This is a genomic window from Streptomyces sp. NBC_00076 (assembly GCF_045041235.1).
In the GTDB taxonomy this organism is placed as follows: domain Bacteria; phylum Actinomycetota; class Actinomycetes; order Streptomycetales; family Streptomycetaceae; genus Streptomyces.
The window spans coordinates 10,233,076-10,249,390 of record NZ_CP108242.1 but is presented as its reverse complement, the minus strand read 5'-3'; the positions used below and the strand labels follow the sequence as shown (position 1 = coordinate 10,249,390).

General features: G+C 72.3%; 14 protein-coding genes and 1 pseudogene. 8 read left to right on the top strand and 7 right to left on the bottom strand.

Features of this window, described 5'->3' with window-relative positions:
- Positions 1-38: 38 nt before the first annotated feature.
- A complete protein-coding gene (locus tag OHA64_RS45715) occupies positions 39-1,571 on the bottom strand; it encodes a helix-turn-helix domain-containing protein (RefSeq protein ID WP_405624390.1) in 1,533 nt (510 codons plus the stop codon).
- A 646-nt stretch (positions 1,572-2,217) separates the two neighbouring features.
- Here OHA64_RS45715 and OHA64_RS45710 point away from each other — a divergent pair.
- From OHA64_RS45710 to OHA64_RS45690, 5 genes are all read left to right on the top strand, one after another.
- Positions 2,218-2,838 carry an L-threonylcarbamoyladenylate synthase gene (locus OHA64_RS45710; protein ID WP_405623180.1) on the top strand — a complete coding sequence of 207 codons (621 nt, stop codon included), beginning with the start codon at positions 2,218-2,220 and terminating at the stop codon, positions 2,836-2,838.
- Between the two features lie 124 nt (positions 2,839-2,962).
- Complete coding sequence (locus OHA64_RS45705) at positions 2,963-3,718, top strand: dienelactone hydrolase family protein (protein WP_405623179.1); 756 nt, start codon at positions 2,963-2,965, stop codon at positions 3,716-3,718.
- Between the two features lie 321 nt (positions 3,719-4,039).
- On the top strand, positions 4,040-4,954 hold the full coding sequence (locus OHA64_RS45700; protein WP_405623178.1) for an MHYT domain-containing protein: 915 nt from the start codon (positions 4,040-4,042) through the stop codon (positions 4,952-4,954).
- Between the two features lie 78 nt (positions 4,955-5,032).
- Positions 5,033-6,535 carry a metallophosphoesterase family protein gene (locus tag OHA64_RS45695; RefSeq protein WP_405623176.1) on the top strand — a complete coding sequence of 501 codons (1,503 nt, stop codon included), beginning with the start codon at positions 5,033-5,035 and terminating at the stop codon, positions 6,533-6,535.
- 77 nt (positions 6,536-6,612) lie between these two features.
- Positions 6,613-7,659, top strand: a complete 1,047-nt coding sequence (locus tag OHA64_RS45690) for an LLM class flavin-dependent oxidoreductase (protein WP_405623175.1) — start codon at positions 6,613-6,615, stop codon at positions 7,657-7,659.
- Positions 7,660-7,665: 6 nt separating this feature from the next.
- On the opposite strand, the gene OHA64_RS45685 is transcribed toward OHA64_RS45690, so the two are convergent.
- Positions 7,666-8,640 carry a TauD/TfdA dioxygenase family protein gene (locus OHA64_RS45685; RefSeq protein ID WP_405623174.1) on the bottom strand — a complete coding sequence of 325 codons (975 nt, stop codon included), beginning with the start codon at positions 8,638-8,640 and terminating at the stop codon, positions 7,666-7,668.
- 167 nt (positions 8,641-8,807) lie between these two features.
- Between OHA64_RS45685 and OHA64_RS45680 the strand changes: the two genes are divergently transcribed.
- Both OHA64_RS45680 and OHA64_RS45675 read left to right on the top strand, forming a co-directional pair.
- On the top strand, positions 8,808-9,638 hold the full coding sequence (locus OHA64_RS45680; RefSeq protein WP_405623173.1) for an aldo/keto reductase: 831 nt from the start codon (positions 8,808-8,810) through the stop codon (positions 9,636-9,638).
- Between the two features lie 68 nt (positions 9,639-9,706).
- Positions 9,707-10,309, top strand: a complete 603-nt coding sequence (locus tag OHA64_RS45675; protein ID WP_405623172.1) for a DNA polymerase ligase N-terminal domain-containing protein — start codon at positions 9,707-9,709, stop codon at positions 10,307-10,309.
- Positions 10,310-10,315: 6 nt separating this feature from the next.
- On the opposite strand, the gene OHA64_RS45670 is transcribed toward OHA64_RS45675, so the two are convergent.
- From OHA64_RS45670 to OHA64_RS45655, 4 genes are all read right to left on the bottom strand, one after another.
- Positions 10,316-12,655: a SpoIIE family protein phosphatase gene (locus tag OHA64_RS45670; RefSeq protein ID WP_405623170.1), complete on the bottom strand. Its 2,340-nt coding sequence runs from the start codon at positions 12,653-12,655 to the stop codon at positions 10,316-10,318.
- Positions 12,656-12,719: 64 nt separating this feature from the next.
- The gene (locus OHA64_RS45665) at positions 12,720-13,187 is read right to left on the bottom strand and encodes a peroxiredoxin (RefSeq protein WP_405623168.1); all 468 of its coding nucleotides are present in this window, start codon (positions 13,185-13,187) and stop codon (positions 12,720-12,722) included.
- Complete coding sequence (locus OHA64_RS45660) at positions 13,184-13,564, bottom strand: hypothetical protein (RefSeq protein WP_405623167.1); 381 nt, start codon at positions 13,562-13,564, stop codon at positions 13,184-13,186. The genes OHA64_RS45665 and OHA64_RS45660 overlap by 4 nt, the downstream gene beginning before the upstream one ends.
- Before the next feature lie 32 nt (positions 13,565-13,596).
- Complete coding sequence (locus OHA64_RS45655) at positions 13,597-14,388, bottom strand: AraC family transcriptional regulator (RefSeq protein ID WP_405623166.1); 792 nt, start codon at positions 14,386-14,388, stop codon at positions 13,597-13,599.
- A gap of 99 nt (positions 14,389-14,487) precedes the next feature.
- Between OHA64_RS45655 and OHA64_RS45650 the strand changes: the two are divergent.
- Positions 14,488-15,655 (top strand): annotated as a pseudogene (locus OHA64_RS45650) (MFS transporter).
- Between the two features lie 13 nt (positions 15,656-15,668).
- Here OHA64_RS45650 and OHA64_RS45645 read toward each other — a convergent pair.
- Positions 15,669-16,190 (bottom strand): MarR family winged helix-turn-helix transcriptional regulator, encoded by a 522-nt coding sequence (locus OHA64_RS45645; protein ID WP_405623164.1) that lies wholly within the window; start codon positions 16,188-16,190, stop codon positions 15,669-15,671.
- Between the last annotated feature and the right edge of the window lie 125 nt (positions 16,191-16,315).

Below are 16,315 nucleotides of genomic sequence, written 5' to 3'. Positions count from 1 at the left end.
GTGAATCGCATCGGTGCCCGCCGGTCGGCCCGGAGGACTCACCCGTGCACAGATGAGTCCGGATCGCCCCGGTTCGCCGGGTCCAGGACGGGGGCTTCCAGGTCACCGACGGCCAAGTGGGCGAGGACGACCTCGTAGAGGTCGCTGCCGGTGACGAGCAGGTGGTGCTCCAGGACGGGCTCCGCGCTGCGGACGTGGTCACGCACGGTCTGGGGGTGCATCCCGAGGGTCAGCGCGGCGCGTTCGGCGTTGCCTCCGGCCGCGATCCAGGTGCGCAGCGTCCGGCGCAGGTCGCGAGTGTCCGCGCCCAACCGTCCCAGGAGGTCCTGCGCCCAGCCCCGCACCGCGGTCCCCGCCAGCAGGTCGACCAACCGGGCGGGGGCCGGTTGCGGCCCGGTGTCCTCGGCCGGCGCCTCGGAGAAGCCGACCTGGGTGTTGAGGGCCAGGTGGGCGACCGCGCGGACGGTGAGGTCGGAGAAGTCCGTGGCCAGCAGTCCCTCGACGCGTTCCATACGGGCCCGCACGGTGTTGCGGCTGACGCCGAGGACCTTGGCGGCGCTGACGGCGGTGAACTCCAGGCCCAGCCGGGTGGTGGCGAGCAGTTCGGCGCGGGTGTGGTGCGGGAGCGTGTCGAGCGGCCGCAGCACGCGGGAGCTCCAGTGGTGCAGTCCGGCCGGGTCCATCAGGCGTTCGGGGTGGGTGCGTTCGGCGTAGACGGCCGATTTCTCCGGCCGGAAGCGGGCGACGGCGAGGGCGCTGACGGCCTGTCCGTAGGCGGTGGCGGTACGGGCGAGGCTCTGTCGGACGCTGCCACCGAGGAACGTGTCCGGGGTCCGGGCGGCCAGCGACCTCAGCGCCCCGGCCGCGAACTCCCCTGGGGCCACCACGATCACGTGCTGGTCCACCGCGGGGCAGCGCACGACGAGGGCCTGTTCGTGCGTCGCGTCGAGGCATTCGTCGGCGAGGCGGTCGCGGGCGCCGGCGTCGCCCTCAAGGACGTAGACACAGGCGGTGTCCGTGTCGAGCAGGCCCGGCCACAGGCCCGCCGCGACGCGGCGGGCGGAGACGGTGTCCTCCACCATCAGCAGTTGCAGGATCGCCAGCCGCAGATCGGACGCCGCGCGCCGCAGTCGGTGCCCGGCCGCGGTCGTCTCATGGGCCCGCAGCAGCAGTTCGACGACCTGCGCCGTGCGCAGCACCACGTCCGCGGCGCGCCGGTCGAACGGCGCCGTGCGCGAGACGACGAGCACGCCCGCCATGGCCGGGTGCGGGCGCTCCACTCTCACCAGGCGCATGTGCTGGTCCTGCCCCTCCCAGGATGCGGAGGCGATGCGGCCGGTCACGATGTCCCGGATCAGGTCCTCGTCCACCACGACGCGGGTGCCGGCGAGGAGGGCGCCGGTGCCGTCCTGGAGGGAGGCGGTGCCCTGCACGGCGGCCGCGAGCCAGTCGACGACCCGGCGGACGTCGCGCCCGGTCGGTCGCAGGTGGTCGAGCAGTTCCTGTGCCCAGTCCGCGTTCTCGCCGCCCGTCGCCCCTGTAGGAAGGTGCCTGTCCTCCCGCCCAGCCACGTCGCCCGCCCCCGGCCCTTTCACTCGTGTCACGCCCTGCCGCTCGGACGGTACCCCACCCTTTCCCGCCGGACTCCCGCCCCGGAAACTCGCCTTGACCACTTAACAACTTGTCCACATTTCCCGCTGTCCTGCCGCATGTTCCCCACGCGCGCACATGCCGGTGGCCGTCGAGCGGGAAGGCGGGCGGCGCCGCCGGCAACAGCGTGTCGAAGACGTACCCGCACTTGTCCGCGACCCGGCAGGACGCGGTGTTGTCCACCTGGTGCAACAGGTCCAGGCGCGTCACCTCGTCGTCGCGGAACACGGCCGCCAGGCCGGTGGCGTCCGCCGGGTGCCACGGCCGCAGGGCGAGCGCGGGAGCGGTAGGGGTGGCGGGGGCTTCCAGTCGTACGGTTGTGATGTCCATGGCCGGAGGCTACGTCCGCCGGTCGGCCGGGCGGACGGCCTTTGGCCACCGCGGCCGGCTCCGTGCGGAAAGGCTCCGGAACCCCCGGGCTTCCCCCGTCGGCGCCCGGGCTTCCCCGTCGACGCCCGGTCTCCGTGCCGTTGGCGAGCGGCGCCCGCCACAGGTGTCGTACCGCTGCGATCGCGCCCGGCGCGGGGCTCGCGCGACCGGCGCCGCGGCACGGCATAAGCTCGACGGATGGCGAAGTACTACGACGTGCACCCAGACAACCCCCAGCCGCGCACCATCGCCCAGGTCGCCGACAGCGTCCGCTCGGGCGCGCTCATCGCGTATCCGACGGACTCCTGCTACGCGCTGGGCTGCCGGCTCGGCAGCCGTGACGGCATCGACCGGATCCGGACCATCCGCCGCCTGGACGACCGCCACCACTTCACCCTGGTCTGCCAGGACTTCGCGCAGCTCGGCCAGTTCGTACGGGTCGACAACGACGTGTTCCGTGCGATCAAGGCGTCGACCCCGGGCAGCTACACCTTCATCCTGCCCGCGACGAAGGAGGTGCCGCGCATGCTCCAGCACCCCAAGAAGAAAACGGTCGGCGTCCGGATCCCCGACCACGTCGTCACCCAGGCGCTGCTGACCGAACTCGGGGAGCCGCTGCTGTCCAGCACACTGCTGCTGCCCGACGAGGACGAGCCGATGACCCAGGGCTGGGAGATCAAGGACCGGCTCGACCACGTCCTGGACGGGGTGGTCGACTCCGGGGACTGTGGGACCGAGCCGACGACGGTCATCGACTTCTCCGGCGGCGAGGCCGAGATCGTGCGGAAGGGCGCGGGCGACGTCTCACGGTTCGAGTAGGGGTTCTGCCGGCCCCCGGGGCCGGAGCGGCGGACCGACGGCCCCATGCCACGATGATCGGACCTGCCCCGTCCGAGCGCGGGCAGGGCGTTCACCGAATCCCCACGCAGAGAGCAGGCCCGGCATGACCGCCGTACAGGGAACCGCCGTCGACATACCCACTGAGGACGGCGTCGCCGACGCCTACCTGGTCCACCCCGCCGACGGAGAACCGCGTCCCGCGGTGCTGCTCTACATGGACGCCTTCGGGCTGCGCCCGCAGCTGAGGTCCATGGCGGACCGGCTGGCCGGGGCCGGCTACACGGTTCTGGTGCCCAACCTGTTCTACCGTCACGGGCGGGCGCCCGTCTTCGAGTTGCCGGAGTTCATCGACCCGGGCGCGCGTCCGGAGATCTTCGAGCGGATCGGCCCGGTCATGCAGGAACTGACGCCGGACCTCGCGATGCGGGACGCCGGCGCCTACCTGCGGGCGCTGGCCGACTCTCCGGCGGCCGCCGCCGGTCCGGTCGCCCTCACCGGCTACTGCTTGGGCGCACGGATCGCCCTGCTCACCGCGGGCACCTATCCGGATCGGGTCGCCGCCTCGGCCGGCTTCCACGGCGGGCGCCTCGCGACCGACACCCCGGACAGCCCGCACCTGGTGGCCGACAGCGTCACCGCCGAGCTGTACTTCGGGCACGCCGACCAGGACCCGTCGCTGCCCGTCGAGCAGATCGAGCGCCTGGAGGAGGCGCTCACCGCCGCCGGTGTCCGCCACACCTGCGAGGTCTACGCCGGGGCGCACCACGGTTTCACGCAGGCCGACACCGCCTCGTACGACGCCGCGGGCGACGAACGGCACTGGACGGCCCTGCTGGACCTCCTGAAGCGCACCTTCTGAAGCTCACCTTCTTGAAGCACGCCTGCTGAAGAGCACCTTCTGAGCACGCCTCCCGAAGCGCGCCTCCTGAAGTGCGTCTTCCGACCCGCGAGCGCACCTTCCGCCCCCGGCCTCGGGGCCCTCCGGCATGGAGCGTGCCCCGAGGACGGTGCCACATCGCACCGGTCGAGGAGTCCGTCTGGCTGGAAATCGCCGCTGTGTGACTCGAGTCAACCCATGGTGATCGAGAGTTCTCGGCGTACCCCCGGTAAGCCCTTGCTTTTGTTCTTCTCCTCCACGTAGACCTTGCCCACGAACAGCCGTGACGTGGGGAGTTGGCATATGGAAGGCACGGTTGACGGGTTCCGCTATGGAGCGGTGACCCCTGTGGCTGCGTATCTGATGGCGTGCCTGGGCGGGGCTCTGGGGCTGCGCTGCATCGTCCGCACACTTCTGGACACGCAGGCCTGGAAAGCGGGTTGGCTGGCGCTGGGCGCCGCCTCGATCGGCAGCGGTATCTGGACGATGCACTTCATCGCCATGATCGGTTTTCAGGTCGAGGAGACCCGGATCCGGTACGACGTGGGCCTGACGGTGCTCAGTCTCGTCGTGGCGATCGTCATGGTCGGCGTGGGCGTGTTCATCGTCGGCCGTCGCGGTGCGAGCCGCGCCACGCTCGGCGTCGCGGGCACGATCACCGGTCTCGGTGTCGCCGCGATGCACTATCTGGGCATGGCGGCGATGCATCTGAACGGCGACTTACGCTACGCACCGGCCGTCGTCGCGCTCTCCGTGGTGATCGCGATCGTCGCGGCCACGACGGCCCTGTGGGCGGCGGTTTCGATCCGCGGGTTCCTGACCAGCCTCGGAGCCAGTCTGATCATGGGCGTGGCGGTGTCGGGAATGCACTACACGGGCATGGCCGCCGTCAGCGTCCACCTGCACGACGCCGGCCCTGGGACCTGGGCGGGCGACTCGCCCAGCTCACTGCTGTTACCCATGCTTCTGGGACCGATCGTCTTCCTGGTACTGGCCGGGGTGGTGGTGATGTTCGACCCCCTGCTGGTCCTGGGCAACGGCGAACGGAGCCGGGGCGCGACGCCCCGGGAGAGCGCTGAGGGAGCTGCGGCCGGACCACGGACCGCCGCCCGGCCGGACTTCCGCCTCGATTCGGCCGCCGGTTCCGCCCGGCGCGACGGGGACGCGGGAGCCTCGCGGGATCCGCACCGGGCCTCCCCGCGACCACGGCGGCGGTAGCGGTCAGTTGGTGCCGCGCGGGCACGCACTGGGGGACTCCCCTCTCGGCCGGTTCTAGATCGTTGTTACGGTGCACCGGTGTCTGACTCCTCACGCGATACCGCCGAAGGCGCCGGCTGGGGCACCGCAGAACGCGGCGAGTACCAGCGGCTGATGCCGTCCAAGGTCGAGAAGATCTCCTGGCTGAACCCGAAGACGCTGTGGGCCGCCCGCAACGGCGTCGTGGCCTCCTGGTTCGGGGACCCCACGGGCCGGATCCGCAGCCGGTGGGTGGCGCAGCGGGCGGCGGCCGGTGCGCCCGCCGACAAGGTGATCCGGCGGGACGACCCGGACGAGTTCTCGTTCATGGTCATCGGCGACACGGGCGAGGGCGACGATCCCCAGTACGCCGTCGTGCCGGGCTTCCTGAAGACGGGTCAGGACACCCGCTTCGCCGTCATCGCCAGTGACGTGATCTATCCGGTGGGCAGCGCCGACGACTACGGCACCAAGTTCTTCCGCCCGTACCAGGACTACCGGGCGCCGATCTACGCGATACCCGGCAACCATGACTGGTACGAGGACCTCGGCGCGTTCATGCGTGTCTTCTGCGACGACGCCCCGCCCCTTACTCCCGAGCCCACGCCCCGGCCCCTCACCAAGGCCTGGCTGCGGTCGTTCCTGTGGCACCGGCCGCATCCGCACGACGGCCACCGTCTCGACCAGGAACGGGAGTTGCGCGGCTCGGCGGCCCAACGGGCCGTCCAGCCGGGCCCGTACTGGGCGGTGGACGCCGGACCGGTGCGGATCATCGGGATCGACACTGGTCTGCTGGGCACGCTCGACGCCGAGCAGGGGGCCTGGCTCCGTGAGGTCTCGCAGGGCCCTCGCCCGAAGCTCCTCATCACCGGGTCGCCCCTGTACGTGGACGGCGAGCACCACCCGTGCCCGATGGAGGGCGGTGGCACGGTGGACGACATCGTCCGCGACCCGGACCACCACTACGTGGCGGCGATAGGCGGCGACATCCACAACTACCAGCGCTATCCGGTGCGGGTGGGCGACCGCACCCTCCAGTACGTCGTCTCGGGCGGCGGCGGGGCGTTCATGCACGCCACCCACACCATCCCCCGTATCTCGGTCGGCGGCGTCACCGAGAAGGACTTCCGCTGCTACCCGCTGCGGGGCGACTCCCTCGCCTTCTACAGCCGCCTCTACGGCCGCCGTCTGCGCCTGCGTCGCTTCTTCACGCTCACCGAGGCCGAGGCCACGGCCGTCATCGCGGAGCGGCTCGGCATCTCCGCGACCCGCGCCCCGGGCGGGGTCGTCCGGGTCACCGCGCGGACCCGGCTCGTGGCCAGTCTCCTGGGCGCCGGGGGCCGCCCCGACCGCACGTCACGCTTCCGGCTCCCGGTGCGCAAGATCTACACGCAGCTGTTCTCCCCGAGCTCGGCGACGTACAGTCCGCCCTTCTTCAAGTGCTTCCTGCGTCTGGACGTCACCCCGGAGGCGATCCGGCTGCGTTGCTACGCGGCGACGGGAAACCGCGCCCAGGAGATGGAGCCGCCGATCGAGGACGAGGTCACGATTCCGCTTGCCTGACGGGGCGCGGGAACACTTCCCGTCACGGTCCGGTTGGCACCGTCGTACGCGTTGATCGAAGAACGCCGGAGGAGCCCGTGCCACCCGCCTCTCGCCCGTTGCGCAAGCTGGGCTTCCTGACCATCGGCCTGTTCGACGAGGCGGATCCGCGCCGGGGCCACGAGTCCACGCTGGAGATCATCGAGCTGGGTGAGCGGCTGGGCTTCGACAGCGCGTGGCTGCGGCATCGCCATCTGCAGTACGGCATCTCGTCGCCCGTCGCGGTCCTGGCGGCGGCCTCGCAGCGCACCAGCCGTATCGAACTCGGCACCGCGGTGATCCCGCTGGGCTGGGAGAACCCGCTGCGGCTGGCCGAGGACCTGGCGACCGTCGACCTGCTGTCGGGCGGCCGCGTCAACCCCGGTGTGAGCGTGGGCCCGCCCATGCGTTACGACGAGGTCAAGGGCGCGCTGTACCCGGACACCGCTGACGCCGAGGATTTCAGCTACGAGCGGGTGCGGCGGCTGCTGGACTTCGTGCGCGGGGAGCCTGCCACCGGCTTCAGCGGGGCCGAGGGGTTCGAGGTGTTCAGCGACCGGGTGCAGCCGCACTCCCCCGGCCTCGGTCGGCGCCTCTGGTACGGCGGCGGCAGCCTGGGCTCGGCGAAGTGGGCCGGTGAGCACGGTATGAACTTCCTGGTCAGCAGCGTCGTCAAGGCGGAACAGGCCGAACAGGTGGAACAGGCCGAAGGGGCACCGGACTTCGCCCAGATCCAGCTCTCCCACATCCGCGCTTTCCGCGCCGCCCACCCCGACGGCGACGACGCCCGTGTCTCCCAGGGCCTCGTCGTCATCCCCATCGACTCCGCCTCGCCCGAGCAGCGCGCGCGGTACGAGGAGTACGCGGCGAAGCGCACCCCTCGTACCGCGGCACCGCAGGGACCGGCCCGGCTGATGTTCGCGCCGGACATCGTCGGCACCTCGGACGAGATCGCCGAACGGCTCCATGCGCACGCCGCGTTCCGCGAGGTCGACGAGGTGGCGTTCGCGCTGCCGTTCACGTTCGGGCACGAGGACTACGTGCAGATCCTCACCGACATGGCGACGAAGCTGGGCCCGGCGCTGGGCTGGCGGCCCGGCGCCTGAGCGGGATCACCAGCGCCCGGGCTCGGTCCCGGTGATCGGCTCCGAGGGCTTGCCGTCCACGCCGACCGGAACATCACCGGCGAGCATCACCCGGTGCATGGTCCGGGGGAAGTCGAGGTGCGCGTTGTCGCCGGGCGCCAGATGGATGGTGGCCCGGTTGTCCCAGAAGGCGACGCTGCCGGGCTCCCAGCGGAAGCGGACCGTGTACTCGGGCCGGGTCGCCTGGTCGAGGAGCATCTCCAGGATCGCGCCGCTCTCGGCCCGGGAGAGGCCGGCGATCTGCTCGACGTAGTAGCCGTTGACGTACAGGATCCGCTCCCCCGTCTCGGGGTGGACCCGGACCAGCGGGTGCAGCGAGGCGACCTGATGGTCCAGCAGATGCCGGACGTACGCGTCCTCGCCGGGCCGTGCCTGGTAGCCGACACCCAGCCGGTGCTCGGCCCGGAGCCCGTCCACGAACTCCCTTACCGGCAGGGAGAGTCCGGCGTACGCCGCGGCCAGGTTCGACCAGGTGGTGTCCCCTCCGTAGGGCGGCACGGTCTCGGCGCGCAGGATCGTCGCCATCGGCGGGTCGATACGGGCTCCGTGGTCGCAGTGCCAGCCGCGCAGCAGGGTGTGCCGGCGGCGCCTGAGCCATTCGTCGTGCTCCATGCCGAACCTGCCGCCCAGCTCCAACCGGTCGGCGGTCGTCTCGATCTCGGGGAAGTCCTGCGGAGAGGCGCTGCCTCGTCTGCGCGGCGCGACCGGTTCGCCGAACCGACGGGCGAACGCCACCTGCCCGGCGTGGTCGAGCCGCTGTTCCCGGAAGAACACCACCTTCCAGCGCAGCACCGCCGCCCGGATCGCGGCGATCACGGCGTCGTCGAGGCCACCGGCCAGGTCGACACCGGTGATCTCGGCGCCGATGTGTCCGGCGGCCGGTCGCACCTCGACCCCCGTGGCCTCGTCCGAGCGGTCCGCAGTGGCCCTGTCCGTCGTCATACACGCTCCGTTGATCCGTCCGTCCGCACCGGCTCGGTCCGTGCCGGTCACTGAAGATCGTGACAGCGTTCGGAGTGCCGGGCGACAGTGCGTCGCACGGTCATGTCCGAGCCGGTGAGACTGGGTACCCGACACGGGCACAGCCACAGTCAAGGGAAGGTCCGGCAGTGATCAGCATCCCGACGCACACGCTCAACGACGGTACGACGATCCCGGCACTCGGCCTCGGCACCTGGCCGATGGACGACACGCAGGCGGAGCAGGCGGTACGCGGCGCCCTGGAGACGGGATACCGCCTCGTCGACACGGCGACGAACTACCGCAACGAGACCGGTGTCGGCCGCGGCCTGGCGGGAGGCGCGGTGCCCCGGGAGGAGATCGTGGTGACCACGAAGCTCCCGGGCCGGCACCACGGCTACGAGGAGACTCTCGCGTCCTTCGAGGAGTCCCGCGCCCGCCTCGGTGTGGACCAAGTGGACCTGTACCTGATCCACTGGCCGCTCCCCCGCGTCGACAAGTACGTGGACTCCTGGAAGGCCATGGTCGGGCTGCGCGAGGAGGGCCTCGTCCGCTCGATCGGCGTCTCCAACTTCACGGCCGAGCACATCGAGCGGCTGGAGAAGGAGACGGGGGTCCTGCCCGCCGTCAACCAGATCGAACTGCACCCCTTCTTCCCGCAGGAGGAGCTGCGCGCCTTCCACGCCGACAAGGGCGTCCTGACCGAGAGCTGGAGCCCGCTGGGGCGGGGCACGGAGCTGCTGGAGGATCCCGCCGTGGTCTCCGTCGCCGAGGCACACGGGGTGACGCCCGGCCAGGTCGTCCTGCGCTGGCACGTCCAGCTCGGCGCGCTCCCCATCCCGAAGTCCTCGGACCCCGAGCGGCAGCGCCAGAACCTCGATGTCTTCGGCTTCGAGCTGAGCGCCGACCAGATGGACGCGATCGCCGACCGTCCCCACCGGCGCGTCGGCGGGGATCCGGAGACGCACGAGGAGTTCTGAGGCGGTGGGCCTGTGGCGTTGTGCGGGCCCTCGGCGGGGTACTCGGGGCGCTCGGGAAGGAGGCAGCCGTGGGCGGACAGGAGCGGCTGCGGGACTACCGCGGAAAACGAGACTTCGGCCGGACCGAGGAACCGGAGGGACGGACGGCGTCCCCCGGAAGCGCGCCCCGGTTCGTCGTGCAGATCCACGACGCGAGCACCCTGCACTTCGACTTCCGGCTCCAGGTCGACGACGTCCTGAAGTCCTGGTCGATCCCGAAGGGCCCCTCCGACGATCCGAAGGACAAGCGGCTCGCGGTGCCCACCGAGGACCACCCGCTGGACTACGACGAGTTCGAGGGCGTCATCCCGCGGGGCGAGTACGGCGGCGGGACGGTGATCGTCTGGGACCACGGCACGTTCGAGCCGCTGAGCCACGACCGCCAGGGACGGCCCGTGGACTTCGGTGAGTCCCTGGAGCACGGGCACGCGAGGTTCCGGCTGCACGGGTCGAAGCTGCACGGCGAGTACGCCCTGACCCGGTTCCGCAAGGGGAAGGACGAGTCCTGGCTGCTGGTGAAGGCGTCCGAGGGACGCACCGGGGCACAGGGCACGCCCGACCCGCGCCGGGCCCGGTCCGCGCGCTCCGGCCGCACCCTCGCCCAGGTCGCCGCCGGCGGCCGGGAGGGGTGAGCACCGTCAGAACTCCGGCGTCAGCGACTGCTCGGCCCAGATCGTCTTGCCGCTGCCGGTCTGCCGGCTGCCCCAGCGCTGGGTGAGCTGGGCGACCAGGAGCAGGCCGCGGCCCCCTTCGTCGAAGGCGTGCGCCCGGCGCAGGTGCGGCGAGGTGGAACTGCCGTCGGAGACCTCGCAGATGAGGGTGCGGTCGCGGATCAGCCGCAGCTGGATGGGCGGTTCGCCGTAGCGGATGGCGTTGGTGACCAGTTCGCTGACGACCAGTTCGGTGACGAAGGCCGCCTCGTCCAGTCCCCACGCGGTCAGTTGCTCGGTGGCGGCCTGTCGGGTGGCGGCCACGTGGACGGGGTCCGGGACGACGTCCCAGGTGGCGACCCGGTCCGCGCCCAGCGACCGGGTGCGGGCCAGCAGCAGGGCCACGTCGTCGCCGGGCTCTTCCGGCAGGACGGCCTTCAGGACCGTGTCGCACAGGGCGTCGAGGGTGTCGGTGCGGGCGGTCAGGGCGCGGCACAGTTCGTCGGTGGCGTGATCGATGTCGCGGTCGCGGTCCTCGACGAGTCCGTCGGTGTACAGGGCGACGACGGCGCCCTCGGGCAGTTCCACCACGGTCGCCTCGAAGGGCAGGCCGCCGAGGCCGAGCGGTGGGCCCGCGGTCAGCGGGACGAGGCTCGTGGTGCCGTCGGGCAGCACCAGGGCGGGCGGCGGATGACCGGCGGAGGCCAGGGTGAGGCGGCGCGAGACCGGGTCGTAGACGGAGTAGAGGCAGGTGGCGCCCAGTTCCGCGGCCTCTGCGTCGCGGTCGTCGGCCGCGAGGTGGATGACCAGGTCGTCGAGGTGGGTGAGCAGTTCGTCCGGCGGCAGGTCCACGTCGGCGAGGGTACGCACGGCCGTGCACAGGCGGCCCATGGTCGCAGACGACGGGATGCCGTGTCCGACGACGTCGCCGACGACCAGGGCGACCCGGCTGCCGGAGAGCGGGATCACGTCGAACCAGTCGCCGCCGAGGCCGGCCAGTGAGCCGGAGGGCAGGTAGCGGTGGGCGACCTCGACCGCCGCCTGTCCGGGCAGGCCGCGGGGCAGCAGACTGTGCTGGAGGGCCAGGGCGGTGGTGCGTTCGCGGGCGAAGCGGCGGGCGTTGTCGACGCAGACGGCGGCGCGGCTGGCGAGTTCCTCGGCGAGGACGGCATCGTCGGCACCGTAGTCGTCCGGGTGGGCGATGCGGACGGCCACGGCGACGCCCAGGGTGGTGCCGCGGGCCCGCAGCGGCACCGCGAGCATCGAGTGGACGCCTTTGCGCTGGGGTCGTCCCTCGGGGGCGCGGGCGTTGCGTTCGGCGACCCAGCGTATGAAGTCCGGCTCGCCGGCCTGGCCGAGGACCGCCCGGCCCTCCCGCAGGGCACGGGCGGGCGGCGAGTACCCGGGGTAGGCGTCCGTCTCGCCCAGGTGCACGGCCGCCTCCGGGGTGCCCTCGGTGCCGGAGCCGTGGGCGACGCGGCGCAGGACTACCTCTCCGTCCAGTGCCGTCTGGGGTTCGTCCGCCCCGAGGACCCATTCGAGGAGGTCCACGCTGGCGAAGTCGGCGTACCCGGGAACGAGGAGCTCGACCAGTTCCTCGGCGGTGCGCACCACGTCCAGGGTGGTGCCGATGGCGGCCGACGCCTCGTTGAGCAGGGCCAGACGCTGCCGGGCCCGGTGCTGTTCAGTGCTGTCGAGCGCCGCGAGGGCGACTCCGGTCACCACCCCGGAGTCGTCCCGCACGGGCCACATCTCGGTGGTCCAGGCATGCTCCCGGTTGAGGGCGGGCGCGCCCGCGAAGCTCTCGTAGTGGACCGGCCGGCCGGTCTCGGCGACCTGGCGCAGGTTGTTGTGGAAACCCCGGCTGTACTCGGCGTCCTCCACGGTCTCCGGGAACGGTCTGCCGATCAGAGCCTCTTCCGGCACGCCCATCACCCGGCAGGCGGTGTCGTTGAGGCGCAGATAGTGCTGCCGGGTGTCGAAGACGGACATCGACACGGACGCCTGCTGGAAGGCCTGCCCGGCGAGGGTGGGTTCCCCCTCGCCGGGCTGCTCGGTGATCACGTAGCCGTTCGGTGTGCCGTCCGCGCCGAGCACCGGCTGCGCCCGCAGGGTGACCGTGACGGGGGTGGAGTCCCGGTGCCGCAGTACGACGGTGCCGGCCAGCTCCGCCACGGCTCGGTCCGGCGGGTCCTCGGCGAGCAGTTCCCGCGCCGCGACTCCCACGGCCTCCTCGGCCGTGCGTCCCGTCAGCCGCCGGGCACCCTCGCTCCACCCCGTCACGATGCCGTGGGCATCCGTGGTCGCCGCAGCGGAGACATGCTCCATATCGTCCAGGATGGTCTCTTTGTCACACCGCATCAAGCGCGAGGCCGCTACCTGGGCCCCTGCGTCACTTCCGGTGAGTTCGCAACGCGTCGAGGGCGCGGTCGGCGTGGGTGTTCATCCGCAGTTCGCTGCGGACGACCTCCAGGACCGTCCGGTCCTCGGCTATGACGAAGGTGACCCGCTTGGTGGGCGCGAGCGAGAAGCCCCGCTTGACGCCGAACCGTTCACGGACCGTCCCCTCGAGGTCGGACAGCAGGGTCATGCCCAGGTTGTGCTGCCCGGAGAACTCCTGCTGGCGTTCGACGGGGTCGCCGCTGACGCCGACGGGCCGGGCGCCGACGGCGGCGAACTCGGCGGCCAGGTCGCGGAAGTGACAGGCCTCCGCGGTGCAGCCGGTGGTGAGGGCCGCGGGATAGAAGAACAGCACGACGGGTCCGTCGGCAAGCAGGCCGGTGAGGCTGCGGAGCGTGCCTGTCTCGTCCGGCAGCTCGAAGTCCTCGACCGTGTCTCCGACCTCTGTACGTGTGGTCACGACCGGCCCTCCCCGCTCGCGGCGACGCTGCGCGCCCACAGGACGAGCGGCACCTGGAGGGGCAGCCGCCCGAAGGCCGCGGCCTTCTGCGGTGCGGGTCGGTGGCGCCAGTCCAGGGCCATCTTGACGTTGGCGGGGAACACCCCGACGAAGAACGCGGCCGTGGCTCGCGCGGCCGTCCGCCGGGTGCGCGGCAGGGCCACACCCGCGGCCAGCGCCAGTTCGACGGCCCCGCTCGCGTAGGTCCAGGCCCTGGGCGGCCCCGGCAGACCGCTCGGGATGGTCGCGTCGTACGGGCGTGGAGCGGCGAAGTGGGTGACACCCGCGGCGGCCAGCAGGCCGGCGAGCAGCAGGGGCGAGCGTTCGGACCGTGACACGGTTCCTCCTCGTGATGACCTGCCGCGCGATATTACTGGACGGTACAACCCCGGGGACCCGCCGGGTCCGCGTCGGCCGGACAACGGCGGTTGTGCGTGCCCGGCGTGTAGCCGAAGGCGCGGTGGAAGACGTCGATGAACGCGCTCGCGGAGGACCAGCCGCAGCGGTGCGCGACGGCCGTGACCGGTGTGCCGTCGGCCAGCATGCGCAGGGCGTGGTAGAGGCGGGACTGGGTACGCCACTGCGGGAACGTCATGCCGAACTCCTGACGGAAGAGGCGGCTGAGGGTGCGCTCCCCGGCGCCGGTCGCGGCCCCGAGGGCGGCGAGGGTGCGGGGTTCCGCGGGGTCGGCGTGGACGATCCGGCAGACCGCGGCGAGCCGCGGGTCGGTGGGGGTGGGCAGCCACAGCGGCTGTTGCGGTGAGGCGCGCAACCGGTCGCGCAGGACGGCGAGCAGGCGCCGGCGTTCGGGACCGCCGTCGGCGGGGTCGCTGGTGTAGGCCAGGATCAGTTCGCGCAGGAGCGGCCCGACGGCGAGGACGGTCGGCGTGTCCAGGCCGAGCGGGTTGTCCTCGGCGGGCAGGCTGATCAGGTGCAGGTCGAGCCGGCCGTGGGCGCGGTGGGCGTGCACGGTGCCGGCCGGGACCCAGATGGCACGGGTGCCGGGCGCGAACCAGGTTCCGGCGTCGGTGGTGACGGCCAGGACTCCGGAGCCCACGTAGACGATCTGGTGGTCGTCGTGGCGGTGCGCGTCGACGCGTTCCCCGGCGGCCAGGGGCTGGGCGCGGGTCGGGGCCGTGGGCGTGTGGCGGATGTTCGACACAGTGCGGCAGGTTATCGAAAGCGGGCCGCCCGGTCGTCCCGCGACGATCGACGGGTGTCCGAGAACCGTCACCGAGCCGGTGACCGAACCATCACGCTGATGTCCCTGGGCCACGCCTGCGTGGACGTCTATCAGGGAGCCGTCGCCGCGCTCGTCCCCTTCTTCGTCGCCGAGCGCGCCTACACCTATGCCGCCGCCTCCGGCATCGTCCTGGCGGCGTCGCTGCTGTCGTCGGTGGTGCAGCCCCTTTTCGGGGCGCTCACCGACCGGTGGGCGATGCCGGGGCTGCTGCCGCTGAGCGCCCTGACCGCCGGGATCGGAGTCGCCGCGAGCGGGATCGGCGGCTCCTACGCGTTCACCCTGGCCGCGGTCGCCCTCTCCGGGATCGGGATCGCCGCCTACCATCCGGAGGCGGCCCGTGCGGCCCGTGCCGCCGCGGGCGAGGGCAACACGGCGATGGGCTGGTTCGCTCTCGGCGGCAACGTCGGTTTCGCCCTGGCCCCGCTGCTCGTCGCCGGCGTGGTCGCCGTCGGCGGCCTGCGCGCCACTCCCCTGCTGGCCGTCCCCGCCGTGCTGGGAGCGGTACTGTCCGCGGCCGCGGTCCGCACGACGGGGCGCCCGCGTCACGGTCGCCGCTGACGCCGGGGGCACCGGCACCGACGACTGGCCGTCGTTCCTGCGGCTGTCCGGTGCCGTCGTCTGCCGCTCGATCGTCTTCGTCGGCCTGAGCGCCTTCGTCTCGCTGTACGTCCGTGAGCGCACCGGCGGCGGGGACCTGGCCGGTACGGTCGCGCTGTGCGTGCTCTACGCGGGGGGAGCGACGGGCACCCTGGCCGGGGGCCGGCTCGCCGACCGGTACGGCCGGCTGGCGGTGGTGCGGTGGTCGTACGCGCTGACCGTGCTCGCCGTGGCGGGGGTGCTGCTGGCCCCGGGCCCGGCGGTGTATCCGTTCGTCGCGCTCACCTCGGCCGGCTTGTACGTGCCGTTCTCGCTGCAGGTCACGCTCGGGCAGGACTTCCTGCCCGAGCGGATGGGCACAGCGAGCGGTGTGACGCTGGGCCTGACCGTGAGCGTCGGGGGTCTGGCCGCGCCGATTCTGGGGACGGTGGCCGATGCGACGTCTCTGCGGGCCGCGCTCGTGCCGCTGGCGGCCCTGCCCGCGCTGGGGTGCCTTCTGCTGTGCGGCCTGCGGGAACCCGTACCGCCCGGGGAGGCGGTGTCGGCCGACCGGCCGCCTCGCCGCCGCTCCCGTGCGGCGTCGAGGTGATCGGGCCATGCGGTCAGGCGGTCTCGGCGGGCGCCGCGGCCACCGGTTCGGTGTCCTCGTCGACGGAGTAGGACAGGAAGTCGTCGACCATACGGTGGAAGAGCGTGGCGAGCCGGCGCAGTTCCTCGGGCGACCAGTGCCCGAGGGCGAGTTGCATTCCGCGGGCGCCCGCGTCCCGGATCCGGGCGATGGCCTGCCGGCCCGTGTCGGTGAGCTGGATGCGCTGGGCGCGGCGGTCGTCGGGGTCGGGGACGCGGGTGACGTACCCCGACTTCTGCAGTTGCTGCACGGTGCGGGTGACGTGGGAGGCCTCCACGCCCAGCCGGTTGGCCAGTTCCCCCGGCCGCAGCGGCTCGGAGTCGGCGACCTGGCGCAGCAGCGCCACGGCGGCACGGTCGAGGGGGACCTCGGCCAGGGCCATGAGCCGTTCGTGCTGCCGGGCGCGCGTGCTCAGGTAGGTGATGCGGGTGAGCGCCCGCTCGATCTCGGTGACTTCCGGGGAGGCGGGGATGTCGGGGAGCGGCTGTGTGGACATGCGCGCCACTTTACCATCTTGTTGCGTAACTCAAGTAATCTGGTGGCGCGCGTGCACGGCCGCCCCCCGAGCCCGCTCACCCCGTCCGTCGGGCGAACAATCCGCCGGAGCGGACCCGCCGCGAC